This window comes from Haemophilus paracuniculus, assembly GCF_002015115.1.
Lineage (GTDB): Bacteria > Pseudomonadota > Gammaproteobacteria > Enterobacterales > Pasteurellaceae > Haemophilus_E > Haemophilus_E paracuniculus.
Genome location: NZ_MUYA01000014.1, coordinates 1 through 25,584 on the forward strand (window position 1 = coordinate 1; position 25,584 = coordinate 25,584).

Consider the following 25,584-nt stretch of genomic DNA (forward strand, 5'->3'; position numbering starts at 1 on the left):
CTTATGGCAGGTGGCCAAAAGGTCCCACCCTTTAATCCGAAGATATTACGCGGTATTAGCTACCGTTTCCAGTAGTTATCCCCCTCCATAAGCCAGATTCCCAAGCATTACTCACCCGTCCGCCACTCGTCAGCAAGAAAGCAAGCTTTCTCCTGCTACCGTTCGACTTGCATGTGTTAAGCCTGCCGCCAGCGTTCAATCTGAGCCATGATCAAACTCTTCAATTCAAAAAGTTTAATCGCTCAATATGCTGACACAAAAATCATTTAATGAATTTCAGTTAGCACCTATCGAGACTTCAAAATCAAAAATTTGTTTCAAAATCAATCATCAACAAGTGCCCACACAGATTGTCTGATTCGTTGTTAAAGAACAAAAATAAAGTGGTCGGCGAGATAGGATTTGAACCTACGACCCACTGGTCCCAAACCAGTTGCGCTACCAAGCTGCGCTACTCGCCGATAGATTTTACTTGCGTAAAATGGGGTGGCTAATGGGACTTGAACCCACGACAACTGGAATCACAATCCAGGGCTCTACCAACTGAGCTATAGCCACCATTTCCTAAATTGGACTCACTGCATTACCTCTGGCGCGCTCGACAGGATTTGAACCTGCGACCTTTGGCTCCGGAGGCCAACGCTCTATCCAACTGAGCTACGAACGCGTTATTCAGTAGTGCGTCGTTGCGGGGGCGTATATTAGTGATTTCGTTTCCCCTTGTCTAGCACTTTTTGAAAAAATTTTCTCGTCTGCCGTTAATTTATTCAAAATGTGTAATAAATCGCTGAAAAGCAGTTTTTTTGCCCTTTTTTAGAGCTTATTCGCCAAATAATAGTAGGCAAATTTGAGCAGATTAAGCTGTCTTCGCCAACGGGTTGGCTGGCTTAGCAGGCGATAAAGCCACTCTAACCCTAAATCTTGCCACACTTTTGGGGCTCGTTTCACACGCCCCGTAAACACATCATAAGTGCCACCCACGCCCATATAGAGAGCTTGCGGATAACGTTGTTGAGCTTTGAGCATCAATTTTTCTTGTTTGGGCGATCCCATTGCCACCGTAACGAACTTCGCCCCGCTCGCCTCAATTTTTTCGATTAAAGCACCCGCTTGATCTTCGGGAAAATAGCCGTCCAGCTCGCCCACGATATTCACATTCCATTCCGCCAGTTTGCGTTTTACGTCCGCCAGCGTTTCCGCTCTGCTGCCGATTAAGAACACTGGCACATTCAACTGCCCTGCTCGTTGCATTAAGGCCTGCCACAAATCCGCCCCCGCCACTCGCTCAATCCCTTGATATTGCGGATACTTTTTCGTAATCGAACGCACAATGCCGATCCCGTCCGCATATTTATATTCCGCATCGGCAAGCAACTTTTGCATTTCGGGATCGTTTTCGCTACTAATCACTTTCTCGGCGTTAATCGCAATCAACTTGCCTTGCTTGATTTCCCGTTCATTCATTAAAAAATCCACGAAAGCCGCTTCGTTTTTAACAGCGAGGATCTCGATCCCACAAATCGCCACTTTATCGATCATTTTGCGTAACCCTCACGATCCCTTGTGCCACCAGCCAACAAACGCCAAACACAAGGCTGAAAAAAACCAACCGCGAGAAAAACGCATCCGCCCCCTCTCGCACTAGCACGATGAAATTAAATACATTAGCGAGGCAGAATGTTTGCAAAATGGCTAAACCTTGGGCGTTGGCGTAGGCATACAAGCGGTCAAATCCTTTGATAATTCCCCCCACTAACGCCATTCCGAGCAAAATCATCGGCACGCCGCCCATAATATAGAAAGAACCGAGCAAAGTCGGCGAAATCGCCAGCCCCGAATAATTGCCGAGCAGTTCACGGGTAAAATAGTTCGCCGTGTTCCAAATTGGGGTTGGATAATCCACCCACAAGCCTTTCGGCAAATAAACGTAAAAATCTCGTACAATCGGCATCAAGCCTTGAAACTCAATCGGTTTCGATAAAATAATCGCCACATTTTCCCACGGCGAAAAGGTGTCGCGGGTTAAATAAAGAAAGGTAAAAAAGGCTTCCGCCCCTTTCACATCAAGCCCGTAGCGGATCATCGCCAGCACGAACATCGCCACAATCATCACGCCGCTCATTAGAAAAATCCATTTTGCCGAGAGGTAGCGAAATTGCACGCCTAATAAAAAGAAAATGACCAACGGCAACACCATATTTGCCCTCGTGCCGCCGACAATCACATAGCAAAACGTGCCGAACAGCGTGCCGAAAATTAAGAATAGCAACCACCGTTTTTGGCTCGGTTTCAAAAAGAAGAAAATCAATAAAGCTGGTACGAAAAAGTAGAAAAAGCGTTTCAACGCCGTGCCACGAACGCCCGCCGAGAAAATTTGGCTATATTTTTCTAACTCAAACAGCAAAAAGCCGTTCATTAGCCCGAACCAAATCAACGAGCCAACCGCCACCACCCCGAGCAAACAAGCGGTCGGTTTTGCGGAAATTTCAGAAAATCCTACCCCTTGCAAGGGCGTTGAACGAGGTGGCAAAAAAAAGTGATAGGCGAAATGGAAAATTAAATAGCCCACCAGCCCATAAAAGAGGGTCAAAAATAGCGTTAATTTAGACGGCAAGGCACTCTCAAACCCCAACGCCATTGCCATTGAAAACGGGAAGCCGAGGTAAAAAGTCGCCAAATAGATCAGGCTAAATAACAGATAAAAAGAAAAGGTTTGCTGGCGGTAAGCTCGATAAATCAGCGAGCCAATCACCGCCAGCGAAAGCAGATAAAAGCCCGTTAATAAAAGATAGTCGTTCATTCTTGTTCACTAAGTTGGGTTAAAAGGGTTTGCCATTGTGGGGCATAATTCGGGGCGAAAAAGCCGATTTGGGTTTTGTCCAATTGTTGCAAAGCGGTTTGAGCCTCGGCGACTTTTTCCACCGACAGCTGATCGGCAAACAAAAACGGCACATTTTCCGCCTGCATATCAAGGGCGAACGGGTTATGCCGATGTAGCACGGTCGGGATATTCAGTTGGGTCAAAAGGCAAATCGTGCCGATGCCCTGCTGACGTTCAAAAATAAAATAGCCGAGATCACATTCCGCCAGTACCGCCAAATAACGCTCAAAATCCAACCGCTCACGCAAAATTTCCACCGCATTTTTTGGGAATAATCGCACCGCTTGTTGTTGCACTTGCTCGATGTAGGCGTGATTATTTTCAGGGTAGCCCATAGGCACAACCACTCGCACCGCCTCGCCAAATGCCTGTTTAATCTGCTCTAACGCCTCTAAATGTCGGTTGGAAAGATCCCCCGAATTGCCGAGCAAAATGGTGATTTTGCCCGTTGGCGTTTTGGTTGGCAAAGTCGGCACGGCTGGCATTTTGGTCGGGAAGTAAACCACCTGATCCTCCTTGCCCTCTCGCTGCAAATGGCGTTGAGCAAAGGTGATATCTCCGCGTGTTGCCCATAAAGTTGGCAATTTCCGCTGAACCCAACGGCGAAACGGATAGGCAAGTTTGAATTTTAACGCGGTCGAATCCTCATATAAATCCGCCCCCCAAACGTGCCACACACAACGACAAGCGGGCAGTTTTCCGCAAAAAATCGCCCACCAGATCGCAAAATTAAACTGTCCGTGCAGCACAAATTTTGCCGATTTTTCTGCTTTAGCCGTTTGGATAACCGCATTCGCCACCGCTTTTTTAGTAGGGAACATCGTCAAATTTAATGAGGCAAATTCCTCTTTCAAATTTGCCGATCCCACCACATAAAAACGGTGATCCTGCCCCTGCAACTTCGGCAACAGCTCATTCGCAAAAAAGCTCAACACCGTGCGGTTATGGTGCGGAATATCCGAACCTAAAATATGATAAATTCTATTCATTTTGATTCATTAAAAAGAAAATCTGACCGCTATCTTAATTATAAAGCGGTCAGATCGCAGTAAATTTTGCGATCTTTTGCAAAATATAAAATTTTACTTGACCCCGTAGCTAGTACAGACTTTATCATCCGCCCACTTTTTTCAGTCTTTCTTTAAGGAAAATTTATGGCACATTCACACGCAAATTGCCCGTCTCACTCAATCAAAAACACCCAAGTATTGAAAGTGAGCTTTGCAATTATCACTGCTTTTATGGTGGTGGAATATCTCGGTGGTTATTTCTTCAACAGTTTGGCGTTAATGGCAGACGCTGGGCATATGCTCAACGATTCCATTTCCCTCGGTTTGGCACTGTTCGCCCTCACGATTGCGGCGAAAAACATTCGTTTGAGCAAATGGTTAGCCTTTATTAACGGGGCTTCGCTGTTGGTGATCGCCGCCTTTATTATTTGGGAAGCGATTGAACGCTTGCAAAATCCGCCTGAAATGAAATCGCTACCAATGCTAATGGTGGCAACTCTCGGCTTAATTGTGAACATTATCGTGGCGAAAATGATGCTTTCCGCCGACCACGACAACCTCAATATCCGTGCGGCGTACTTACACGTTATGGCAGATTTACTCGGCTCGGTAGTGGCGATTATCTCGGGGTTAAGTGCGTTATTCTTCGGCTGGTTGTGGGTCGACCCGCTCGCCAGCTTGTTGTTGAGCTTAATCATCTTGCGTAGTGGCTGGCAAGTTACCGTGGCAGCAATGCAAGCCCTTTCAAGCCCTGATGATAAACCGTTCAACGTTCACACTCACTCGCACGGGGATCACAGCCACGCCCACGGCGGCAGTTGCGACCACAGCCACGATCACGAGGAAAACGAAGCCCACGATCACGGCGACGGGGTAAAATGCAACCACGACCACCAAAATGAAAAGCAACCTCGTAGCCATTCAGATGGCTCGGCTTGCAACCACGATCACAGCAACGATGCTCACGATCACGAACACAACGACAAAGAAGAAAAAGTGGTCGAACACCAACACAGCGAAAAATGTAAACACTAATTTCGCAGAATAAAGAAACGGCTTGAATGGGTTCAAGCCGTTTTTTATACTTGCAAGCGGTAAGAATAAGCATAAAATCATCATTCATTCGTAGGGGCAGATTTTATATCTGCCCTCTATAAACTCAGCGAAGAAAATGCTATGCCTAAATATCGTAAAAATCTTCGATTACCCCATTTCGATTATGCCCAATATGGCTGTTATTTTGTAACCGTATGCACCAAAAATCAGAAAATGATTTTTGGCGATGTTGTTAATGGAAATATGATCCTTAATCACTTTGGCAAAATGTTACAAGAAACGTTATTCTCTGTCTTATCAGAATATCCTAATAGTGAAATTCCCGAATTTATCATTATGCCAAATCACTTCCATTTCATTTGGTTCAATCGAGACAATGTAAATCTTTCTATTGTGGTGAAAAAAATAAAAGGAAGAATGTCATTTTTATATCGTGAATATCACAAAAAATATAATTGTAATTACGAACCATTATGGCAAAGAGGATTTTATGAGCATATCATCAGAAATGATCGTGATTATATGAGAATTGCAGAATACATTTCAAATAATCCAATCAAATGGCATTTAGACAGATTTTATTGTTTAAAAGGGCTGATATAAAATCTGCTCCTAAGAATGGTTATTTATATTTTAAGTTCTATCCTTTTCGTAGTGGCGGACTTTATGTCCGCCATTATTATGGCAAAAGAAAACTTTCTGAACATATTTCAAGCAACCCAACCAAATAGTATTGAGACAGATTTTATTGTTAAAAGGGCGGATATAAAATCCGCCCCTACGAATAATTATTTATGTTTTAAGATCTATCCTTTTTCGTAGTGGCGGACTTTATGTCCGCCATTATTACAACAAAGAAGATTTTATAAACATATTTCAAACAACCCAACAAAATAGTATTAAGATAGATTTTATTGTTAAAAAGGGCGGATATAAAATCCGCCCCTACGAATGGTTATTTATGTTTTAAGATCTATCCTTTTCGTAGTGGCGGACTTTATGTCCGCCATTTTTATCTTGTAAATGGCTCTGTTATAGTTAATTGTTGATGAAAAAAAGCGGGCAAAATCCCGCTTTTTTTCATTCATATTTTAATCATTCTAGTAATACTTTTTCAAAGTTCTTAGAGAGGTATTGTATATGTAAACACCAAAACCGCCCATATCCTGAATTTTTTGATAAATGTCATTATATTGTTGTGTGGTCAAATTATTTCGGGTTCGGTAATGATTCAACCAAACTTGAAGCTCTTCGGCATTTCCAATCATTCCTTTACCTGTTGCTCTCATTGTATCTAATAGAGCTTGATTATAATTACCTTTTTCCACTTTTCTCACTTCCTGCGTTAAATAACGAAGGGACTTCATCATTTTTTGATCGAAAAACTGATTTAAACCTGCTTTTACACGATTTACATTTGTAAACATACTTATGTTATTATTGATAATCCTACTCTCAACCTGTAAAAATTGTTTTTCAAGTTGTGGGGTTAATTTTACGGGCGGAGCAAAAGTATCATTGGCATTTGCAACCGAACCTATAAAACCAAATAGCACAAAGCCTAATTTAAACCATTTCATTGTTAAAATCCTCTTCTAAAATCCTAATTTTTTAGTATTAAATTTGTTACTTTCATTTTCTTGTCGAAAATTTTGATTGATTCCCATTTCATTTTCCTGTTTAAGTGAAAGTTGCTCTTTAAACTTTTGTTGAAGGTTGTTGTATCCCTCTTGAAATTCAATATTCTGTGGATTTTGTTTTACTGTATTAGTTAATTCATTCAGTTTCTCTTTACCCATCTTATTTAATATTTCAATGATTGTCTTTTCATCTTCAACCTCCATTATTATTTTGGTTAAAAAAGCTACCGCATTTTTCTCATTGTTTAGTTCCATTCTCCGCCAGTGAGTTTTAGCACGTCCAAAAGTCTCTTTGCTTTGCGTTCTATTTTTACTGTCCATATTATCCACTTCGGTTTTAAGTGTGGCTGGAACCTCTTCTGTTAATGCCGTTTGGGTGTAACCAACTTTGCCATTACCGTTTTTAACAAAATGTGTTGAATGGCAATGGGGGCAACAACTGACGGTTCTTGGTTGATCTTTTTTAATAAATTCTTTAAACCCAGCCAGTTTATCCTTCACCATTTTTTGATCTGATTCAGATAAAGTGCTAAAAAGCTGAATAATAGTTTCAATAATGCTATTACTACTTTCCATAGTCCCCTTTTATTTAATGTAAAAGGGAACATCTTAAAACACTTTATATCAATTACCAATAAAACAGCCTAAAAAAGGGTTAAAAATAAAAACAACCTTATTTTCTTCTACTTTTTTGGGGGAGATAATTTATTAATATCTTTTGATATTGCAACAAGTCTCATATAAATACTCAAATTTATATAGAACCATACTAATGGCATAACGAAATATTTTATATCTGAGAAAATCTTATAACCTCCAATAACTTTAAACATTACGTACCATTGTGGAAGACACAAAAACAAAATTGCAACGAAAATTAATACTATAATTTTATATTTATCATTTCCAACTCTATGCCAATCACGATGTATAGCAATAATAAGCCCAATATAGATAAGTCCACATACAGGAACTACCCAATTTTCTTTTAGCTTAGAACCAATAGCGAAAAAATCATCTTGTGGGCTAATCAAAGGAAACACACATAACGTGAACCACATTACAAGGATCTCAATAACAATAAAAATCCACGACCAAAAATTTCGATTACATTTCAACATTTATGCCCCGATTAAAATTAAATATTTGCAGACTTGTTTATTCCTTTTATTGCAAGAGCAATAAAAGGAAAGCTATGCTAGCATAGCTTTTCTGTTCATTTTATGAACAAAACCCCACTCAAAAAGGAAGTTGAGTGGGGCTTCAAAAACAAAAAAACCACCGTAAAGGTGGTTTTTTATCAAGGCTGAAATTTTCTGAAATCTAACCGCTTGTGGCTATTTCCCCTGCTTTTCTAAATAAAGCCATTCCGCCACTTGTTTGGCGAAGTAGGTCAAAATGCCGTCTGCCCCTGCACGTTTGAAGCAGAGTAGGCTTTCCATAATGCACTCTTTTTCTTTGAGCCAGCCGTTTTGAATGGCGGCTTGGTGCATTGCGTATTCGCCCGAGACTTGATAGGCAAAAGTCGGTACGCCAAAGGTTTCTTTCACTCGCCACACCAAATCCAAATAAGGCATTCCTGGTTTCACCATCACCATATCCGCCCCCTCTTGAATGTCGAGGGCGACTTCGTGCAAGCCTTCGTTGCCGTTGGCAGGGTCGAGTTGGTAGGTGCGTTTGTCGCCCCCTTTCAAGTTCGCCGCCGAGCCGACCGCATCACGGAACGGGCCGTAATAATTGGACGCATATTTCGCCGAATACGCCATAATTTGGGTGTTGATAAAGCCATTCGCCTCTAACGCCTTGCGAATTTCGCCGATCCGCCCGTCCATCATATCGCTCGGGGCGACAATATCCGCCCCTGCTTCCGCGTGGGAAAGGGCTTGCTTAATCAGCACCTCGGTGGTGGTATCGTTCAGCACATAGCCGTTATCGTCAATAATGCCGTCTTGACCGTGCAAGGTGAACGGATCGAGTGCCACATCAGTAATCACGCCCAATTCGGGAAACGCCTGCTTCAACGCCCGCACTGCCCGTTGCACCAAGCCCTGCGGATTATAGGCTTCTTCCGCCATTAGCGATTTTTTGTCTTGCTCAACCACGGGGAACAACGCAATCGCAGGCACGCCATATTTCACCAATAATTCCGCCTCAATCAGGAGCTGATCGAGGGTTAAGCGTTCCACTTTCGGCATTGACGGCACGGCAACCCGCTGATTTTCGCCCTCAATAATGAACACAGGGTAAATCAAATCATTGACGGTAAGGGTATTTTCTGCCACCAAACGGCGGCTGAAATCGTGCTTACGCAAACGGCGTAAACGGCGAGTCGGGAAAGATGATGCAAGAAATTGGCTCATAAAAAATCCTTGTAAAAAATATTGAAAATTTGACCGCTTGCGATTTTACTACTTTTCTTGGTTTCGCCAAAGAAAAGAACAAATGTTTGGGGATTTGCCCTCTCTCTGCCAAAAATGCTGAACGCATTTTTTGCTGTCTCTCTCCCATAAATGGGAGAGAGTTTTTCGCCTCCTCAAACATTAACCCTCGCCCACTTGTGGGAGGGGGACAGAGATTGACTGCGTTCAGCAGTCAATCGCAGGGAGAGGGCAAGGGGTAGGATTTTTAAAAATTTCGCTTACCAAAAAGAAAAGACGCAGATTGCTCTGCGTCTTGTTTAACATTACTGTTTTTCTACACGGTAAACATCAAAATCCGATTTACCGAAGGTGTTTTTATCGACTTTGCCGAAGATGATAATCACATCGTTCGGGGTTACGTTTTGACCTTGCCATACTTTATCGTCAATCTCGATTTTGATTTCGCCCGTGCCGTCTTGGAACATAAACTCATCTTTATCAAGCTGGCGAGTGATTTTGCCTTTTAAGCTCATTTGAGCATCGTCCGCCGCGGTTAAGGCTTGTACGACTGTTGCCACGCCACCGTTGGTTTGTGGTGCGTTGGTGTTATTAAAGCCTGCAACTGCAACGGTTGAAACAGTTAATAAAGCGGCAAGTGAGAGTAATTTTTTCATTTGGGTTTTCCTTTCTTTGGGGTTGAATTAAATCGAGGTAACATCGCTACCTCGTTGCTACGGGTGCTATTAAACCAAACAGATCTTAAAAAAATCTTAATAAACGAAAAAATTTTCTGAATGATGAAATTTTGTTCAAAGGCGGGAATTTTCCAAAAAACAACCGCTTGTAAACGGCATTACAAGCGGTCAGTTTCTCAGAAATTTTAGCCTTGCTCGGCGGTGTCGTCTTTGGGTTGGTAGAACCTTGCACAGAATAAGCCGACTTCAAACAGCAAACACATTGGAATGGCGAGCAGGGTTTGCGAGAAGATGTCGGGCGGGGTGAGTAACATTCCGATCACGAACGCCGCCACGATGATGTAAGGGCGTTTGGCTCGCAAATCGTCTGCGGTGGTGATGCCCGACCAGCAGAGCAACACGATTGCCACGGGTACTTCAAAGCAGATCCCAAAGGCGAGGAAAATCGTCAGCACGAAATCGAGGTAGCTACTGATGTCGGTCGCCATTGCCACCCCTTCGGGGGCGGTGCTAGTCAGGAAGCCGAACACAAGCGGAAACACCACATAATAGGCGAACGCTACGCCGATGTAGAACAGCAAGGTGCTGGAAATCAACAGCGGATAGACCAGCCGTTTTTCGTGCTTATACAAGGCTGGGGCAACGAACGCCCAGATTTGGTAGAGAATAAATGGCACGGATAAAAAAATCGATGCCACCATTGTGAGTTTGATCGGCGTGAAAAACGGGGCGGCGACATTGGTGGCGATCATTGACGATCCGCTCGGCAAGCGTTCCAACAAGGGGGTTGCCAACAGCGTATAAATATCGTTCGACCAATAAACCAACAAGGCGAACACCACTAAAACGCAAATAACCGCTTTGAGTAAGCGGTTGCGAAGTTCGATCAAATGGCTAATCAGCGGTTGGGATTCTTCAACTGACATTCGATTTTTCCTTTGAAGTTTCAGGGGCGGCGAGGTCGTCATCAGGCGGATAATACGCTGCCAATTTTTCCTCATCTTCCTCGGCAAGTTCAGCGATTTCCGCAGGGCTTAATTCGGGATCAAGCGGTGGGTTTTCCGCCGATTTTTGCGAAGGGGTTTCGCTCGCTAATTGCTGACTTTCCTGCTCAATTTTGCCTTGAATTTCAGCCACTTGCTCATCGGTCAATTTGGTGATCTCGCCCTTTGCCGATTGCAAATCCGCCTGCATTTTTTGGGCGGACTGTTTCAAATCTTCCACCGTTTTGCTCAATTCAGGCGAGAGTTTGCTCAAATTCAGTTCTTCCGCTTTCTTAATGCTTTCTTGCAATTCCTGCAATTTCAGCTCTTGGGCAAGTTCATTTTGCACGTTTGCCGCCAAGCCACGAATGGTGCGAACCCAGCCCATTACGGTTCGGATCGCAATCGGCAAGCGTTGTGGGCCTAGCACCACCAAGCCCACAATAAACACCAGCACTAATTCAGAAAAACCTATATCAAACACAGATTACGCCTGCTCTTTTTCTTTGGCTTTTTGCTCCGTTGAAGCGGCATCTTTCGCCTCAACTTTTTCAAATTCGGCGTCTTTTTTGTCGTCATTCATCGCTTTTTTAAAGCCCTTGACCGACTCGCCCAAATCCGCTCCGAGGGTACGCAATTTTTTGGTGCCGAACAGTAACACAATGATCGCAACCACAATCAGAAGTTGCCAAATACTAATACCACCCATAGAAATCTCCTTTGTTTGAGTGAAAAAATTAGGCGGATTATACGCCCAAATGTTGCTTTTTTGTAGGTCTTTTTCACGAAATCCACTAGAATATGCAAGCTATACATTCAACCAAAACGAAAACAAAATGGATAGCTTAACCCAATACGCCCTCATCGATCTTCACTTGCACTTAGACGGCTCGCTTTCCCCCGAGTGGATTTTAACCACCGCCCGCCAGCAAAATATCCCCCTGCCTGCCGACAACGTGGCGGATTTGCTTCGCCATATCGCTGCCCCGCAGGATTGCACCAGCTTGAACGATTATCTGCAATGTTTTGCGATCCCTGTGCGAATGTTGCAAACGGCGGAAAATCTCGCTTCGGCAACCGCTGATTTGGTCAAACGCCTTGACGCAAGCGGTCTGATTTATGCGGAAATTCGCTTCGCCCCCCAACTCCACACCCAGCAAGGTTTAACCCAACGCCAAGCAGTTGAGGCGGTGCTGGCTGGGGTGCAACAAACTCTGCCGCACACGGCGATGTTTGGCGTGAACGTGATTTTGTGCTGTATGCGAGGCGAGCATAATCAGGCGGAAAATGTGCAAACGGTGCAACTCGCCAAAGATTTTCTCGGCAAGGGCGTGGTCGCCACGGATTTGGCAGGGGCGGAAGCGATTTACCCAACCGCTCAATTTGCCTCGCTATTTGAACTCGCCAACCAACTCGGCGTGCCGTTTACCCTACACGCAGGCGAAGCAGACGGGGCGGAAAGCGTGAAATCTGCCCTTGATTTCGGGGCGAAACGGATCGGACACGGCGTGCGAGCCAGCGAAGATCCAAACCTACTCGCTCGCCTCAAAGCGGAAAAAACCACGCTAGAAATGTGCCCGTGCAGCAATTTGCAGACCAAAACCGTCCGCTTGCTGGCGGATTACCCCCTTCGCCATTTCTTGCAACAGGGGATTAAAGCCACCCTCAACACCGACAATATGACCGTCTCTCAAACCACCCTCGCCAGCGAGTTCCGCCTACTCTCACAAGGCTACGTCCTCACCCACCCCGAAGCCAAGCAACTGCTCACCAACGCCATTGACGGGGCTTTTCTTAGTGAGCAAGAAAAAAGGGAATTGAGGGAACGGGTTGCACAACGTTTGGCACAATATGTCGCATAATCCGATAAACAAGGAGTCAGTTCCTACGAAATTTCGCAGAATCTGACCCCTTGTAAGCGGTAGGAATGAGATTTATTTGACCGCCTGCCACACCACGCCAAGTAAAGTTGCTACCAACAATGGCACACTGAGCCACTGCGGAAGTTTATCAAATTGCCAAAGGACTGCCCCAAAAACACCAGTAAAAGCAATTAAAATCAAGTTTTTGCTCCGTTGTTGACGTTGAGCTTGCAAACTTTGATTGATTTCATTCAGGCGAAAGTTGATCTGCCGTTGTTGTTGCAATGCGGTGAACACCGCTTCGGGAAAATCGGCGAAATGTTCACGAAATTGTGGGAATTTGCGTTTAACTTGACGGATCATCGCTTTTACGCCCATTTGTTCATCGAGCCAATCTTGTAGGAACGGTTTCGCCGTTTGCCACAAATCCAGTTGCGGGTAAATTTGTCGCCCCAATCCCTCAATATAAAGCAAGGTTTTTTGCAGTAGCACCAACTGCGGTTGCACTTCCATATTGAATTGGCGAGCCACGCTGAACAGGTTAAACAGCAGATGCCCGAAGGAAATTTCCGCCAGCGGTTTGGCGAAAATCGGTTCGCATAATTCACGGAACGCCTGCTCGAATGCGTCAATGTCGGTGTCGGGCGGTGTCCAGCCCGAGGCGACGTGCATTTCAGCCACACGGCGGTAATCACGGTTGAAAAACGCCACAAAATTTTCCGCCAAATAGCGTTTATCGTGGTGGTTGAGCTGCCCGACAATGCCACAGTCGATCCCGATATATTGCGGATTTTCAGGGTGATTCGGGTTCACAAAAATGTTGCCCGCGTGCATATCGGCGTGGAAAAAACTATCCCGAAACACTTGGGTAAAAAAGACCTGCACCCCACGCTCGGCGAGCAGTTTCATATTGGTGCCGTTCGCTTCCAGTGCCGCCACGTTCGAGACGGGAATGCCGAAAATCCGTTCCATTACGATCAGATTTTTCCGCCCAAACTCGGGGTACATTTCTGGCACATAGAGCATTTCGCTGTTTTCAAAATTGCCCCGTAGGCGAATCGCATTCGCCATTTCTTTGCGTAAATCCAGCTCGTCTCGCAAGGTTTTTTCATACTCTCGCACCACTTCGACTGGGCGTAAGCGTTTGCCCTCAGGATTGAGGCGAGGAATCAGCGAGGCGAGGCGATACATCAAGGCAAGATCGGCGTTGATCACCTGCTCAATGTTGGGGCGAATCACTTTCAGCACCACTTGCTTACCAGCAAGCGGGTGGTTTGCACGAAATTTTGCGGTGTGGACTTGGGCAATCGAGGCGGAAGCCAAAGCGGTTTCATCAAAATCCTCAAACCACTGTTCGAGCTTGCCACCGAGGGCTTGCTCGATAATTTGGCGAGCCAGCTTGCCGTCAAAAGGCTCAACGGAATCCTGTAACAGAGCAAGCTGATCGGCGAGTTCAGGCTCAAACAGATCACGGCGAGTGGCGAGCATCTGCCCCAATTTAATCCAAACAGGACCGAGTTCTTGCAAGGCAAGGCGTAACCGCACGCCGAACGGTTGGTCGGGGTGCTGATTGCGAAGCCAAAACAGGGCTTTCCGCCCCCACCGCACCGCCCTTGTTTGCGGAATGGCAGGGATTTGCTCATCAATGCCGTAGTGAGCAAAGGTGCGGATAATTTGATAAAGACGGCGAAGGTTTTGCATTTGAGTTCCTCAAACAAGGGGGCGGATTTGGCGAAATTTCGTCAAATCCTACCCCTTGCAGACTATTTTTGTGCGGCTAACTGTTGGCGGACGATTTCAAACAAGCAGACGCCCGTTGCCACCGAGACATTGAGGGAAGAGACCGAGCCAGCCATTGGAATGCTGACGAGTTGGTCGCAATGCTCACGGGTTAATCGCCGCATTCCGTCCCCCTCGGCACCCATTACCAGAGCGATTGAGCCAGTCAATTTGGTTTGATAAATGCTCTCAGTCGCTTCGCCTGCGGTGCCGATGATCCAGATATTGCGTTCTTGCAGTTCTCGCATTGTGCGAGCAAGGTTGGTAACCCGAATGAGCGGCACGCTTTCCGCCGCCCCACAAGCCACTTTGCGAGCGGTTGAAGTGAGTTGAGCCGATTTATCTTTCGGCACGATCACGGCATCCACCCCAGCCGCATCGGCGGTTCGCAAACACGCCCCTAAATTGTGCGGATCGGTTACGCCGTCTAAGATCAACAAAAATGGATTTTGCTTTTCAGCCAAGATCGCATCAAGATCCTGCTCGTTCAGCTCTTTTTGTGGCAAGATCCGTGCAATAATCCCCTGATGCACTTCCCCCTGCGATTTGTTATCGAGGGTTTGGCGGTTTACCTGCTGAATAGCGATCCCGAGCCGTTGCAGTTCGTTTAACAGCGGATTTAACCGCTTGTCCTCACGCCCTTTTAGCACAAACACTTCAATTAAACGCTCAGGCGATCGTTCCAAAAAAGATTTAACGGCGTGAATGCCGTAGATTTGTTCGCTCATAATATCCTGTTATTTGATAATGATTGGGGACACGAGCATCGTGTCCCTACGAAAACGTACGCTGACATTCGTAAAGTAGGGACGCCACGCTGGCGTCCGTGTTATGAATGTTAATGCTCCCTCGTTTTGAAGAACTGCACATCAGGGTAGCGTTCTTGGGCGAGGTTGAGGTTTACCATTGTTGGGGCGATGTAGGTTAAATTATCGCCACCGTCAAGGGCGAGGTTTTGTTCATTTTTACGCTTAAATTCCTCGAATTTTTTCGCATCTGAACATTCCACCCAGCGAGCGGTTGCCACGTTTACCGCTTCGTAAATCGCCTCAACGTTATATTCCGTTTTCAGGCGAGAAACCACCACATCAAACTGCAACACGCCGACCGCACCCACGATTAAATCGTTATTCATCAACGGACGGAACACCTGCACCGCCCCCTCTTCGGACAGTTGCACTAAGCCTTTGAGCAGTTGCTTTTGTTTGAGCGGATCTTTGAGGCGAATACGACGGAATAGCTCTGGGGCGAAGTTTGGAATCCCCGTAAATTTGAGGTTTTCGCCTTGGGTAAAGGTGTCGCCGATTTGGATCGTGCCGTGATTGTGCAAGCCGATGATGTCGCCTGCGTAGGCTTCTTCGGCGTGTGAACGGTCGCCAGCCATAAAGGTTAAAGCATCGGAAATTACCACATCTTTGCCGATCCGAACGTGTTTGAGCTTCATTCCTTTTTCATATTTGCCCGACACCACTCGCATAAAAGCAACGCGGTCGCGATGTTTTGGGTCCATATTCGCTTGAATTTTGAACACAAATCCGCTGAATTTTTCTTCGCTTGCCGATACGGTGCGAGCGTCCGCCTCACGAGCTTGCGGGGCTGGCGCCCATTCGGTTAAGCCGTCAAGGAAGTGATCGACCCCGAAATTACCGAGTGCTGTGCCGAAGAAAACGGGGGTCAATTCGCCTTTGATAAAGGCACTATGTTCAAATTCGTTACTCGCCCCTTGCACCAATTCCAATTCATCACGCAGTTGCTGTGCCAAATCTTCGCCCACTGCTTGATCGAGTTCAGGGCTGTTCAAGCCTTTCACCACTCGCACTTCCTGAATGGTATGCCCCTGCCCCGTTTGGTAGAGGTAGGTTTCATCTTTGGCGATGTGATACACGCCCTTGAACAATTTGCCGCAGCCGATCGGCCAAGTGATCGGTGCACAACGGATTTTCAGCACGCTTTCCACTTCGTCCAACAATTCCATTGGATCACGAATATCACGGTCGAGCTTGTTCATAAAGGTCAAAATCGGCGTATCACGCAGGCGAGTTACTTCCATTAGCTTGATCGTGCGTTCCTCAACCCCTTTCGCCGAGTCGATCACCATTAAACAGCTATCCACTGCGGTTAAAGTGCGGTAAGTATCTTCCGAGAAGTCCTCGTGTCCGGGGGTATCGAGCAGGTTTACTAAGCAGTCATTATACGGGAATTGCATTACAGAGGTCGTAATCGAGATCCCCCGTTGTTTTTCCATTTCCATCCAGTCGGATTTGGCGTGGGCGGCAGAGCCTTTGCCCTTGACCGAACCTGCGGTTTGAATCGCATTGCCGTAGAGCAATACTTTTTCGGTAATGGTGGTTTTACCCGCATCGGGGTGCGAAATAATCGCAAAGGTGCGGCGTTTATTAACTTCTTGTGGATAAGACATTTCTCTATTTCTCTCAATTAAAAAATCGGGCTATTTTCCCCGATTTACGCCCATTGAACAACCTCGCCGTGTGATTTTGGTGGATTTTTGCAAAAATCTCACCGCTTGCTTTTGTCTCTTGGCGAAAAAAGGATAGAATAGCCACCTTTTAATCATACTCGGATAGAAAATGAAAAAATTTATTCCCCTCGTGCTTTCCCTGCTGGTTTTAACCGCTTGTTCTTCCCAGCCTGCTAAAAAGGGCAAAACCGCCCCTCGGATTAAGGCGACCGCCGCCTATGTGCCAGCGGATAATTCCGCCTATGCGGTGTTTGATCTCAACCAGAAAAAATTTTTGGAAGGGAAAGGCTTTAATTTAGTGCGACCGATTGCCTCTGTTACCAAATTGATGACGGCGGTGGTGTTCCTTGAAGAAAACCGCTACGGCAAGGCGTGCCAAACCCAAATTTTGGCGTCTGACGCCGATTTCATTAAAGGCACGAGCAGCCCGTTGCCGAAAAATGTGAATATCAACTGTGGCGAATTGTTAAAAGCGATGTTGGTGCGTTCCGACAACACCGCCGCCCACGCACTCACTCACGCCACGCCTCTCAACAAAGCCCAATTTATGGCTCGAATGAACAGCAAGGCGAGAGAGTTGGGAATGACCCAAACCTACTTTGAGGATAGCTCGGGCTTGTCTTCAAACAATGTTTCTACCGTGAGCGACCTTGCCAAACTGGCGGGCTATGCGGCGACCAAACCTGAAATTCAGCAACTGTCTAACTTGCCGGTGGTGAGCGTTTTTGCAGGGGGCGACTACATTTCGATGAAAAACACCAACAGTATGGTACGTTCGCAATCTTACCCCGCCCTTGTGAGCAAAACGGGCTACACCCGTGAGGCGGGCTACAACCTCGCCTTTATCGCCCGAGATTTATGCAACGGCAAACGAATCGGCGTGGTGAGCCTTAACAACCCAAACGCCAGCTCTCGCACCGCCTTTACCGAAGCGATGTTGGCGAAGTATCAATGCAAAATGAACCCGTTTAGCCAATACGACTAAATTTTTAAGAAACCTACCCCTTGCGGTAGGTTTTTTATTCCGCCAAAAATTGCTAAAATTTGACCGCTTGTTTTCAACATAAAGGGGGAAAAATGAATTGGTTTTTGTTAGCCTTGAAAAACACTTTTAACTATAAAGGGCGAGCCAGACGGATAGAGTATGGTTCATTTCTTGTAGGCTCTTATTTAGTGGCAATTCTATTCGCCTTTTTATTACGAGCGAGCGAAAGTTTAGGATTAGCGACCTTTGCCACTGCTCTTTCGTTTTTATCCGATCTCGTCAATTTTGTTTTTTTACTGTCGCAAATGGCTCTCACCGCCCGCCGTTTACACGATCTCGGCTATTCGGGCTGGTGGCAGGTGGCGATGGGATTGGTGGGCATTGTGCTTGTCGTGCTAATGGCATTTGGTTTTGCCTCTGAAACAAACGTAGAACTCGGCATTTTATGTGCGGTGCTAATGGCTATTTTATATTTGGGTTCACAAGGTTGGCTGATTTTCAAAGACGGACAACGCTTTACCAATAAATATGGCGAAGATCCGAAAGCCTCTGGTAGCGAAGTGGCGGAAATTTGATGAAATCTTACCGCTTGTAAAACGATATTTAGCCCCCTTCGGCACTGCGTGCCACTTCCCCCGCCTGCGGGGGAAGTACCCTGCGTAGCAGGGGGTAGGGGGCAACAATTTTTTATCTCGCATTCTCGTCTAAGTGGCTCAATTCGGCTATAATCCGCCCATTTTCTGTTTCATATTAAAAGGAATACACAATGCAAAATCCAAAAGATGATGTGCTTTACGCCCCTGTTGAGTGGGTCGATCATAGCGAAGGCTACACCGATATTCTCTATCACAAATCGGCAGACGGGATCGCCAAAATCACGATCAACCGCCCCGAAGTGCGAAATGCGTTCCGTCCGCAAACGGTCAAAGAGATGATTCAAGCCTTTGCTGACGCACGTTTTGATGAAAAAGTGGGCGTGATTGTGCTAACGGGGCAAGGCGAAAAAGCGTTCTGTTCGGGCGGCGACCAAAAAGTGCGTGGCGACTACGGTGGTTACAAAGACGACAGCGGCGTACATCATTTAAACGTGTTGGATTTCCAACGTGATATCCGCACCTGCCCGAAACCGGTGGTGGCAATGGTGGCTGGCTATGCGATTGGCGGCGGACACGTTCTACATATGATTTGCGATTTAACCATTGCGGCGGAAAATGCGATTTTTGGTCAAACTGGCCCGAAAGTGGGTTCATTTGACGGCGGCTGGGGGGCAAGCTATATGGCACGCATCGTGGGGCAGAAAAAAGCCCGTGAAATTTGGTTCTTATGCCGTCAATACGATGCCAAAGAAGCGTTGGAAATGGGCTTGGTCAATACCGTTGTGCCTTATGCGGATTTGGAAAAAGAGACCGTGCGTTGGTGTCGTGAAATGTTACGCAACAGCCCGATTGCGTTGCGTTGCTTGAAAGCGGCGTTAAATGCGGACTGCGATGGACAATCAGGTTTACAAGAACTCGCAGGCAACGCCACAATGTTGTTCTATATGACCGAAGAGGGTCAAGAGGGTCGCAACGCGTTCAACGAAAAACGTGCCCCTGATTTCAGCAAGTTTAAGCGTAATCCGTAACAACTTGCCCTCTCTCTGCGACAAATTGCTTAACGCATTTTGTCGCATTGTCTTTATTTCGCACGTTTGTACAAAACGAGAAAAAAAGAGAGGGCAAAGCCAAACAAGCGGTCAGATCCGCTCAAATTTTATAAAAAGAATAAAAAAATGACTGATCATTCTATCGAACCACAATCGTCTGAACCGCAACCGAAACCTGCGAAAAAGCGTTATTTTCTACCAACTTTGGCGAAGTTAGCGTTAATTGGGGTCTGTTGTGCGGCGTTTTATGGGATTTATCTTGACGGCAAGATCCGTGCCAAAATGGACGGTCAGGTGTGGCAGTTGCCAGCGGAAGTGTATGCTCGGATTGAGAGCATTCGCCTTGAAGATAATCTCACCCTCGATCAAACCAAACAAGCCTTGCTCGACAACGGTTATCGTGAGGTGTTTTCGCAAGTTACTACGCCAGGCGATTTCAAAATTGAAGAGAACAATTTGGTGTTGATCCGCCGTGCCTTTCCGTTCCCTGAAAACCCTGAGGCGTTGCGGGTGTTACGCCTGCGTTTCGTGAATGATAAATTGGTTCGCATTGAAGATTTAGTGCAAGTCAAAGCGGTGGACGAATTTCGGCTCGATCCGAAATTGATCGCAATGTTACATTCCGACAGCGATGAAGAACGCCAAGCGTTACGCTTGCAACAATACCCCTATTTTCTGATCCAATCGCTGATTTTAACCGAAGATAAACGCTTTTATCAGCACGATGGCATTAGCCCAATGGGGATTGCCCGTGCGTTGGTGGCGAACTATCAAGCAGGTCGCACCGTGCAGGGGGCGAGTACCCTCACCCAACAGTTAGTGAAAAACCTGTTTTTGAGCAGCGAAAAGTCCCTCACTCGCAAAATCAACGAGGCGTTGATGTCGTTGATTTTGGATTTCCGCTACGACAAAAACCGCATTCTCGAAACTTACCTCAACGAAATCTATTTAGGGCAGAACGGCAGTTACCAAATTCACGGTTTTGCCCTCGCCAGCCAGTTCTATTTTGGGCGACCAATCCAAGAGATCACCCCTTCGCAAATGGCGTTATTGGTGGGAATGGTGAAAGGACCTTCCCTGTATAATCCGTGGCGATACCCCGAAGCGGCACTCGAACGGCGTAATGTGGTGTTGAAGCTGTTGTTTGAAAATAAGGCGATTACCGAAGATGAGTATCAATTTTTGGTTAAGCAACCCCTTGGCGTAAAAGAAAAAGGCACAATTTACCGCCAACAACCTGCCTTTATGCAGGTGTTATCCCAAGATCTGAAAAACGAACTAGGCGAGGGCAAATCGCACTTGCTTTCGGGGGCGAAAATTTTCACCACCCTCGACCGCAAACAGCAACGTTCGGCGGAACAAGCGGTGATCAACGGTTTGGAAGATCTCGAAAATGGCGATAAGAAAGTTAAAGATCTGCAATCGGCGATTGTGGTGGCGGAATATCGCACGGGCAAGGTGCGTGCGGTGGTGGGCGACCGTTTGACCCAATTTGCGGGCTTTAACCGTGCGTTCCAATCCAAACGTCAAATCGGCTCGTTGGTGAAACCATCCATTTATGCGATAGCGTTGGCTCAACCCCAATCGTTCCGCTTGAACACCCCGATCAAAAACCAGCCGATCACCATTTACACCAAAGGCTCAGCCCCGTGGACACCTCGCAACTACGACCGCCGTTTTAGTGGCTCGGTAATGTTAATGGACGCTCTCGTGCGTTCCCTCAACATTCCAACGGTCAATATCGGGATGAAAGTCGGGCTGAAAAAAGTGATCGAAAAACAAAAAGAAATGGGCTGGGATAAAGTGGATATTCCTGCCTATCCTGCGATGTTGCTCGGCTCTTACTCGATCTCGCCTTACGATGTAACCAAATCTTACCAAGTGCTGGCAAATTCAGGCTTGAAAACCCCATTAACCACCATTGAATCGGTGCTGGGCTACAACGGCGAATTGGTTTATCAACGCAATCTGGAAGAAGTCAGCCAGCAAGTGTTGCCGCCTGAGGCTTCGATCCAAACCCTTTACGCAATGCAGCAAGTGGTGGAACGAGGCACGGCTCGTAGCCTACAAGAGAATTTCGCCAAACTGAAATTAGCGGGTAAAACGGGAACAACCAACAACGCCCGCGACACTTGGTTTGTCGGGATTGACGGCGAAAACGTAACCACCGTGTGGCTAGGTAAAGATAACAACACCGATACCTACCTCACGGGTTCAAGCGGTGCGTTATACGTTTATAAAGAGTATCTACAACGTGCCAACCCAACCCCGCTCAAATTGCCGAAATCCCCTGCGATTCAATGGGTCGGCATTAGCAGCTACGGCAGTTGGGATTGCAGTAGCTCCCGCCAAATCCCCGTTTGGCGTGATAAAGGACAACGCTACTGCACCAGTGCAGGCGTAGTCGAAGCAGGCAAACCAAGCGTGTGGGACGCGCTCTCAATCAACAAAGAGAAAGAAAATCTCAACCAAAAAGCGGAAGAAGCGGAACAACAATCCGCCCCAAGCGAAGAAGTCGCCCCGCGTGAATAACCAAAATCCCCTTGCAGTTGTGAGGGGATTTTTTATGCAAGGGGTGGGATTTTTAAAAATTTCACTTAATGATAAACTCAACACATACGAAATTTCTAAAAATCCCACCGCTTGTTTCAGCATTTTGAAAAAAGAAAAGGGCTGAAATTCAGCCCTTTGTTTTTGGTGTTAAACGATTATTTCGTTTTTTTCTTAACTTGTTTTGCCGCTTTTGCCAGTGGGCTTAACTCGTCTGATTTTTTTGCCGTTGCTTTTTTAGCAGGGGCTTTTTTCGCTGGCTCTTTGGCTGGCGTTTTTTCGGCTTTATCGGTTGGTGTGCTTTGTAAGCTCACGCCGTTTTGCTCTGCCCATTGTTGTAAGCGTTCGAGGAACACTTTACCCATTGGGGTTGGGTCGCCGGTAAAGAGGGTTTGCAAGCCGTTGTTTTCGATGATGTGGCGGCGTAGTGCTAAACGTTCTTGATGATTTTCCGCTAAACGTACCGCTTGTGCCACATATTCATCAACGGTGTTGGTGATCAACCACTCTGGCAAGCCGAGGCGTTTGAATAAGCCTTCGTCAATGTGTTCGTGCACTTCTGGGCCAGTTTTACAAATACCCACTAAGCCGAGGGTTACCATATCAATGATGCCGTTGGTGTTGCCGAATGGGAACGGGTTCAACATCATATCGCAGTTGTGCAAAATGCGAAGATATTCGTGATATGGCGTGTGTGGGTGAGCCGTTGCTGAGTCGCCGAGGTAGGTTTTGATAAAACGTTCCACATACGGGTGGGTGATGCCCGCAGACTGACCAAGGGTGAAGTGGAAATGCACTTTCACTCTTGCACGATCACGAATCGCTTGTAATGCCATTAGGAAGTATGGGTTTAACTTCATTGTGGTTGCCGCAATGCCGATGTGAACCACTTCTGGATTTTCACGCAAGCGGTATTCTACGGACGTTGGGGCAAGTGCCGATGGCACATAAGGCAAGGCATCTTTTGGTAAGCGTAATAATGTTTCGCTGAAACACTCTTCTGAGCCAACGTAGTCGTCTTCCACCACCACATATTCGATGAAATCGGAATGGGTTGTGGCTGGGTGTCCTAATGCCACCGCTTGAATTGGGGCAACACGGGTGTTGCTGAGGAAGATCGGCAGTAAATCCATTCCGATACTTGGCATATAAAGGATTGACGCACCTTGTTTCTCACAAATTTCACGAATGAAATTCATTTTGTCGAGTAGCGAGTTGCCCTCGATGATGTGGAATTCATCAAACACTTCACGGCCGAGCTGATCGACTTTATCGCCACCTAAACCGATTAAGTGGAAACGCTCGCGTGCCGCACGCATTGAGGTTGAGTGGGTGCGGTAAATTGAGTGAGCCGAATGGAAATGCTCTAACACCACCACCATTACAGGCTTGCCGTTTTGGTAGCCGAGTTTTGACACATCACGATCTTGCCAGCCACACTCTAATAAATGGCGGCGGATCACTTGGTTAAGGGCTTTTTTCACGATGTGTTTATTCGGGGCAATGTCGTAACTACAATGCATATACACATCGTGGGAAATGCTGTTTGGTACACGATCTAAATTTTTGATCGTAGCTAATTTTTCTGGGAACCATTGCAGAACGGCAGAACGTTTGGCGAAAGCCGCTTCTGTGCCGATAAAACGTGGCGATTGCAACGCAAAGCAAAGCCCTGCACAAAGCACTTGATCCGTATTCCACAACGCATCTAAGCTGATGTTGAGGTTCGATTCTGGCAAATAGAGAATACAGAATTTGGTGATCACCGTTTTGTTTGGCTCTAAATGCACTTCGGCTGAGGTTTTATCTGGGTTTTTGTTGTAAACCTGTAAGATATGATCCGCATTCACATAAGGCGAACTTGCGAAAATCAATGAAATCCAACGCTGTAAAGTGAAGAAACGCAATGCCCCCGCTTCTGAGATGCTTAATTTTGGATCGCTGAATAAGGTCGTAATCGCGGTCGCCATACGCGTACAGAAATACTCGTTGCGGTATTGCAACATTGTCGCTTCCGCCAACTGTTTCGGATAAGTGCAATCTACCCCGTCTACTTCCCCAAAACGAGCATCAATCTCGCTTAAAATAGAAAGCAATTCAGTGCAAGCCACCTCGTAATTCTTTGCAGCAACTGCCTCTTCAAAACGCATTACACTTGGACGCGTTTTTTCTACTGGTGCTTGGTTTTTTTGTTGATTTTTTGACATAAAGTTTCCTTAATCTAACAAGTTCCCCACAAATCGTACTCGTCTGCGTGGGTAATCGTCACAGAAATAATTTGACCAATTTTTACTTCTGTTCCAGAGGTGTTTTCAACATAAACCACCCCATCAATTTCCGGTGAGTCCGCCATTGAACGCCCGATAATGCCCTCATCGTCAATTTCATCAACGATAACGGCAAGGGTCTTGCCGATTTTACGCTGTAAACGTTCGGCAGAAATTTGTTGTTGTAACTGCATAAAGCGGTGGAAGCGTTCTTCTTTCACTTCTTCTGGCACTTGATCCGCCATTTCGGTCGCCACCGCCCCCTCAACAGGGCTGAATTTAAAGCAACCAACGCGATCCAACTGAGCCTCTTGAATAAAATCAAGCAAGAGCTGGAAATCTTCTTCCGTTTCCCCTGGGAAGCCGACAATAAAGGTCGAACGCAGGGTCAAATCAGGGCAGATTTCACGCCATTTTTTGATGCGTTCAAGGGTTCGCTCAATCGACCCAGGGCGTTTCATCGCTTTCAAAATTTTCGGGCTGGCGTGCTGCAATGGAATATCCAAATACGGCAAAATTTTGCCCGCCGCCATTAACGGAATTAAATCATCAACGTGCGGATAAGGATAAACATAATGCAACCGCACCCACACGCCCATTGAGCCGAGCTGTTCGCACAGGGTAATCAAATTATTTTTGATCGGCATACCGTTCCAAAACACGGTTTTCGTGCCTTCTTCACGCTTTTTATCGAGCGAGTAAGCTGACGTATCTTGCGACACAACCAAAAGCTCTTTGACACCCGCATCGACTAAACGTTTCGCCTCGTCCAACACTTGCACAATCGGACGGCTATCCAAATCGCCACGCATAGACGGAATAATGCAGAACGTGCAACGATGATCGCAGCCCTCTGAAATTTTCAGATAGGCATAATGTTTCGGCGTGAGTTTGACCCCTTGCTTCGGCACAAGGCTGGTGTAAGGATTATATTCAGGCTTCGGCACATATTTGTGAACGTGCTTCATCACCGCCTCATAGCTATGCGGCCCCGTGATTTCAAGCACTTTCGGGTGAACCTCACGAATCTGGTTCTCTTTCGCCCCCAAACAGCCCGTAACAATCACTTTCCCGTTCGCCTCTAACGCCTCGCCAATGCTTTCAAGGGATTCCTGCACCGCACTGTCGATAAAACCGCAGGTGTTCACAATCACCAAATCCGCATCTTCATAGCTCGGAATAATGTTATAACCGTCTGAACGCAATTCGGTCAGAATCCGCTCTGAATCCACTAAATTCTTAGGGCAACCAAGGCTAATAAAACCAATGTTGGGTGCTGAACGCATAAAATCTAAAATCTCAAAAAAGAATAGGTAATCACTGAAAAATCAATGCTCTGCGAAAAACCACAGAAAAAATAGAGAGGGATTGTACAAAATTTAGAACGGAAAA

Annotated in this window: 22 protein-coding genes, 3 tRNA genes, 1 rRNA gene and 1 pseudogene; 7 read left to right on the forward strand and 20 right to left on the reverse strand. The window is 46.2% G+C overall.

The features are described from left to right. The 7 genes from B0187_RS09010 to B0187_RS09040 form a co-directional block, all read right to left on the reverse strand. Nucleotides 1–227: ribosomal RNA gene (locus B0187_RS09010) — 16S ribosomal RNA — on the reverse strand; the annotation flags it as partial. A gap of 157 nt (nt 228–384) precedes the next feature. Next, a tRNA-Pro gene (locus B0187_RS09015) sits at nt 385–461 on the reverse strand. Between the two features lie 21 nt (nt 462–482). Continuing rightward, nucleotides 483–558: transfer RNA gene (locus tag B0187_RS09020), tRNA-His, on the reverse strand. A 32-nt stretch (nt 559–590) separates the two neighbouring features. Beyond that, a tRNA-Arg gene (locus tag B0187_RS09025) sits at nt 591–667 on the reverse strand. Between the two features lie 146 nt (nt 668–813). Beyond that, nucleotides 814–1,539 carry a lipopolysaccharide N-acetylmannosaminouronosyltransferase gene (gene wecG, locus B0187_RS09030; RefSeq protein WP_078237533.1) on the reverse strand — a complete coding sequence of 242 codons (726 nt, stop codon included), beginning with the start codon at nt 1,537–1,539 and terminating at the stop codon, nt 814–816. Further along, nucleotides 1,529–2,800, reverse strand: coding sequence for an ECA oligosaccharide polymerase (wzyE, locus tag B0187_RS09035; RefSeq protein ID WP_078237534.1), 1,272 nt, complete (start codon nt 2,798–2,800; stop codon nt 1,529–1,531). Before wzyE ends, wecG begins: the two co-directional genes overlap by 11 nt. Beyond that, nucleotides 2,797–3,870, reverse strand: coding sequence for a TDP-N-acetylfucosamine:lipid II N-acetylfucosaminyltransferase (locus B0187_RS09040; RefSeq protein WP_078237535.1), 1,074 nt, complete (start codon nt 3,868–3,870; stop codon nt 2,797–2,799). Before B0187_RS09040 ends, wzyE begins: the two co-directional genes overlap by 4 nt. A 165-nt stretch (nt 3,871–4,035) precedes the next feature. Here B0187_RS09040 and B0187_RS09045 point away from each other — a divergent pair. Both B0187_RS09045 and B0187_RS09050 read left to right on the forward strand, forming a co-directional pair. Further along, a pseudogene (locus B0187_RS09045) lies at nt 4,036–4,635 on the forward strand (cation diffusion facilitator family transporter); the annotation flags it as partial. Nucleotides 4,636–5,067: 432 nt separating this feature from the next. After that, the gene (locus B0187_RS09050) at nt 5,068–5,550 is read left to right on the forward strand and encodes an REP-associated tyrosine transposase (RefSeq protein ID WP_078237537.1); all 483 of its coding nucleotides are present in this window, start codon (nt 5,068–5,070) and stop codon (nt 5,548–5,550) included. 497 nt (nt 5,551–6,047) lie between these two features. Here B0187_RS09050 and B0187_RS09060 read toward each other — a convergent pair whose 3' ends face one another. The 8 genes from B0187_RS09060 to tatA form a co-directional block, all read right to left on the reverse strand. After that, nucleotides 6,048–6,527, reverse strand: a complete 480-nt coding sequence (locus B0187_RS09060) for a hypothetical protein (RefSeq protein ID WP_078237539.1) — start codon at nt 6,525–6,527, stop codon at nt 6,048–6,050. A gap of 15 nt (nt 6,528–6,542) precedes the next feature. Beyond that, nucleotides 6,543–7,163, reverse strand: coding sequence for a hypothetical protein (locus B0187_RS09065; protein ID WP_078237540.1), 621 nt, complete (start codon nt 7,161–7,163; stop codon nt 6,543–6,545). 107 nt (nt 7,164–7,270) lie between these two features. Next, a complete protein-coding gene (locus tag B0187_RS09070) occupies nt 7,271–7,648 on the reverse strand; it encodes a hypothetical protein (RefSeq protein WP_143413776.1) in 378 nt (125 codons plus the stop codon). A 276-nt stretch (nt 7,649–7,924) separates the two neighbouring features. Further along, nucleotides 7,925–8,947: a porphobilinogen synthase gene (gene hemB / locus B0187_RS09075; protein WP_078237542.1), complete on the reverse strand. Its 1,023-nt coding sequence runs from the start codon at nt 8,945–8,947 to the stop codon at nt 7,925–7,927. 323 nt (nt 8,948–9,270) lie between these two features. Then, nucleotides 9,271–9,621 carry a YgiW/YdeI family stress tolerance OB fold protein gene (locus B0187_RS09080; RefSeq protein WP_078237543.1) on the reverse strand — a complete coding sequence of 117 codons (351 nt, stop codon included), beginning with the start codon at nt 9,619–9,621 and terminating at the stop codon, nt 9,271–9,273. Nucleotides 9,622–9,827: 206 nt separating this feature from the next. Then, nucleotides 9,828–10,568 carry a twin-arginine translocase subunit TatC gene (gene tatC / locus B0187_RS09085; protein WP_078237544.1) on the reverse strand — a complete coding sequence of 247 codons (741 nt, stop codon included), beginning with the start codon at nt 10,566–10,568 and terminating at the stop codon, nt 9,828–9,830. Continuing rightward, nucleotides 10,558–11,109, reverse strand: coding sequence for a Sec-independent protein translocase protein TatB (gene tatB, locus B0187_RS09090; RefSeq protein WP_078237545.1), 552 nt, complete (start codon nt 11,107–11,109; stop codon nt 10,558–10,560). Before tatB ends, tatC begins: the two co-directional genes overlap by 11 nt. A gap of 3 nt (nt 11,110–11,112) precedes the next feature. Continuing rightward, nucleotides 11,113–11,334: a Sec-independent protein translocase subunit TatA gene (gene tatA, locus B0187_RS09095; RefSeq protein ID WP_078237546.1), complete on the reverse strand. Its 222-nt coding sequence runs from the start codon at nt 11,332–11,334 to the stop codon at nt 11,113–11,115. A 127-nt stretch (nt 11,335–11,461) separates the two neighbouring features. On the opposite strand from tatA, the gene add reads away from it, so the two are divergent. Beyond that, complete coding sequence (gene add, locus B0187_RS09100; RefSeq protein ID WP_078237547.1) at nt 11,462–12,487, forward strand: adenosine deaminase; 1,026 nt, start codon at nt 11,462–11,464, stop codon at nt 12,485–12,487. A 72-nt stretch (nt 12,488–12,559) separates the two neighbouring features. Here the strand turns inward: add and ubiB are convergent, their stop codons facing one another. The 3 genes from ubiB to prfC all read right to left on the reverse strand — a co-directional run bounded on the left by ubiB (nt 12,560) and on the right by prfC (nt 16,685). Next, on the reverse strand, nt 12,560–14,188 hold the full coding sequence (gene ubiB, locus B0187_RS09105; protein ID WP_078237548.1) for a ubiquinone biosynthesis regulatory protein kinase UbiB: 1,629 nt from the start codon (nt 14,186–14,188) through the stop codon (nt 12,560–12,562). Between the two features lie 62 nt (nt 14,189–14,250). Then, entirely contained in the window at nt 14,251–14,994 is a 744-nt protein-coding gene (rlmB, locus tag B0187_RS09110) for a 23S rRNA (guanosine(2251)-2'-O)-methyltransferase RlmB (RefSeq protein WP_078237549.1), read from the reverse strand. 110 nt (nt 14,995–15,104) lie between these two features. Continuing rightward, nucleotides 15,105–16,685, reverse strand: a complete 1,581-nt coding sequence (gene prfC / locus B0187_RS09115; RefSeq protein WP_078237550.1) for a peptide chain release factor 3 — start codon at nt 16,683–16,685, stop codon at nt 15,105–15,107. Between the two features lie 169 nt (nt 16,686–16,854). Between prfC and B0187_RS09120 the strand changes: the two genes are divergently transcribed. From B0187_RS09120 to mrcB, 4 genes are all read left to right on the forward strand, one after another. Further along, nucleotides 16,855–17,730: a D-alanyl-D-alanine carboxypeptidase family protein gene (locus B0187_RS09120; protein WP_078237551.1), complete on the forward strand. Its 876-nt coding sequence runs from the start codon at nt 16,855–16,857 to the stop codon at nt 17,728–17,730. Nucleotides 17,731–17,822: 92 nt separating this feature from the next. Further along, nucleotides 17,823–18,305 carry a DUF805 domain-containing protein gene (locus tag B0187_RS09125; protein ID WP_078237552.1) on the forward strand — a complete coding sequence of 161 codons (483 nt, stop codon included), beginning with the start codon at nt 17,823–17,825 and terminating at the stop codon, nt 18,303–18,305. Nucleotides 18,306–18,496: 191 nt separating this feature from the next. Beyond that, a complete protein-coding gene (menB, locus tag B0187_RS09130) occupies nt 18,497–19,354 on the forward strand; it encodes a 1,4-dihydroxy-2-naphthoyl-CoA synthase (protein ID WP_078237553.1) in 858 nt (285 codons plus the stop codon). 147 nt (nt 19,355–19,501) lie between these two features. Next, on the forward strand, nt 19,502–21,907 hold the full coding sequence (gene mrcB / locus B0187_RS09135) for a penicillin-binding protein 1B (RefSeq protein WP_078237554.1): 2,406 nt from the start codon (nt 19,502–19,504) through the stop codon (nt 21,905–21,907). A 176-nt stretch (nt 21,908–22,083) separates the two neighbouring features. Here the strand turns inward: mrcB and B0187_RS09140 are convergent, their stop codons facing one another. Together B0187_RS09140 and rimO are read right to left on the reverse strand one after the other, a co-directional pair. Continuing rightward, nucleotides 22,084–24,132: a UDP-glucose:protein N-beta-glucosyltransferase gene (locus B0187_RS09140; protein WP_078237555.1), complete on the reverse strand. Its 2,049-nt coding sequence runs from the start codon at nt 24,130–24,132 to the stop codon at nt 22,084–22,086. 14 nt (nt 24,133–24,146) lie between these two features. Continuing rightward, nucleotides 24,147–25,478: a 30S ribosomal protein S12 methylthiotransferase RimO gene (gene rimO / locus B0187_RS09145; protein ID WP_078237556.1), complete on the reverse strand. Its 1,332-nt coding sequence runs from the start codon at nt 25,476–25,478 to the stop codon at nt 24,147–24,149. Nucleotides 25,479–25,584 lie beyond the last annotated feature (106 nt).

Excerpts from the sequence above, each read along its gene's own strand:
- wecG (WP_078237533.1), bottom strand. The coding sequence starts at position 1,539 with ATGATCGATAAAGTGGCGATTTGTGGGATCGAGATCCTCGCTGTTAAA.
- wzyE (WP_078237534.1), bottom strand. The coding sequence starts at position 2,800 with ATGAACGACTATCTTTTATTAACGGGCTTTTATCTGCTTTCGCTGGCG.
- B0187_RS09040 (WP_078237535.1), bottom strand. The coding sequence starts at position 3,870 with ATGAATAGAATTTATCATATTTTAGGTTCGGATATTCCGCACCATAAC.
- B0187_RS09050 (WP_078237537.1), top strand. The coding sequence starts at position 5,068 with ATGCCTAAATATCGTAAAAATCTTCGATTACCCCATTTCGATTATGCC.
- B0187_RS09060 (WP_078237539.1), bottom strand. The coding sequence starts at position 6,527 with ATGAAATGGTTTAAATTAGGCTTTGTGCTATTTGGTTTTATAGGTTCG.
- B0187_RS09065 (WP_078237540.1), bottom strand. The coding sequence starts at position 7,163 with ATGGAAAGTAGTAATAGCATTATTGAAACTATTATTCAGCTTTTTAGC.
- B0187_RS09070 (WP_143413776.1), bottom strand. The coding sequence starts at position 7,648 with ATGTGGTTCACGTTATGTGTGTTTCCTTTGATTAGCCCACAAGATGAT.
- hemB (WP_078237542.1), bottom strand. The coding sequence starts at position 8,947 with ATGAGCCAATTTCTTGCATCATCTTTCCCGACTCGCCGTTTACGCCGT.
- B0187_RS09080 (WP_078237543.1), bottom strand. The coding sequence starts at position 9,621 with ATGAAAAAATTACTCTCACTTGCCGCTTTATTAACTGTTTCAACCGTT.
- tatC (WP_078237544.1), bottom strand. The coding sequence starts at position 10,568 with ATGTCAGTTGAAGAATCCCAACCGCTGATTAGCCATTTGATCGAACTT.
- tatA (WP_078237546.1), bottom strand. The coding sequence starts at position 11,334 with ATGGGTGGTATTAGTATTTGGCAACTTCTGATTGTGGTTGCGATCATT.
- add (WP_078237547.1), top strand. The coding sequence starts at position 11,462 with ATGGATAGCTTAACCCAATACGCCCTCATCGATCTTCACTTGCACTTA.
- ubiB (WP_078237548.1), bottom strand. The coding sequence starts at position 14,188 with ATGCAAAACCTTCGCCGTCTTTATCAAATTATCCGCACCTTTGCTCAC.
- rlmB (WP_078237549.1), bottom strand. The coding sequence starts at position 14,994 with ATGAGCGAACAAATCTACGGCATTCACGCCGTTAAATCTTTTTTGGAA.
- prfC (WP_078237550.1), bottom strand. The coding sequence starts at position 16,685 with ATGTCTTATCCACAAGAAGTTAATAAACGCCGCACCTTTGCGATTATT.
- B0187_RS09120 (WP_078237551.1), top strand. The coding sequence starts at position 16,855 with ATGAAAAAATTTATTCCCCTCGTGCTTTCCCTGCTGGTTTTAACCGCT.
- B0187_RS09125 (WP_078237552.1), top strand. The coding sequence starts at position 17,823 with ATGAATTGGTTTTTGTTAGCCTTGAAAAACACTTTTAACTATAAAGGG.
- menB (WP_078237553.1), top strand. The coding sequence starts at position 18,497 with ATGCAAAATCCAAAAGATGATGTGCTTTACGCCCCTGTTGAGTGGGTC.
- mrcB (WP_078237554.1), top strand. The coding sequence starts at position 19,502 with ATGACTGATCATTCTATCGAACCACAATCGTCTGAACCGCAACCGAAA.
- B0187_RS09140 (WP_078237555.1), bottom strand. The coding sequence starts at position 24,132 with ATGTCAAAAAATCAACAAAAAAACCAAGCACCAGTAGAAAAAACGCGT.
- rimO (WP_078237556.1), bottom strand. The coding sequence starts at position 25,478 with ATGCGTTCAGCACCCAACATTGGTTTTATTAGCCTTGGTTGCCCTAAG.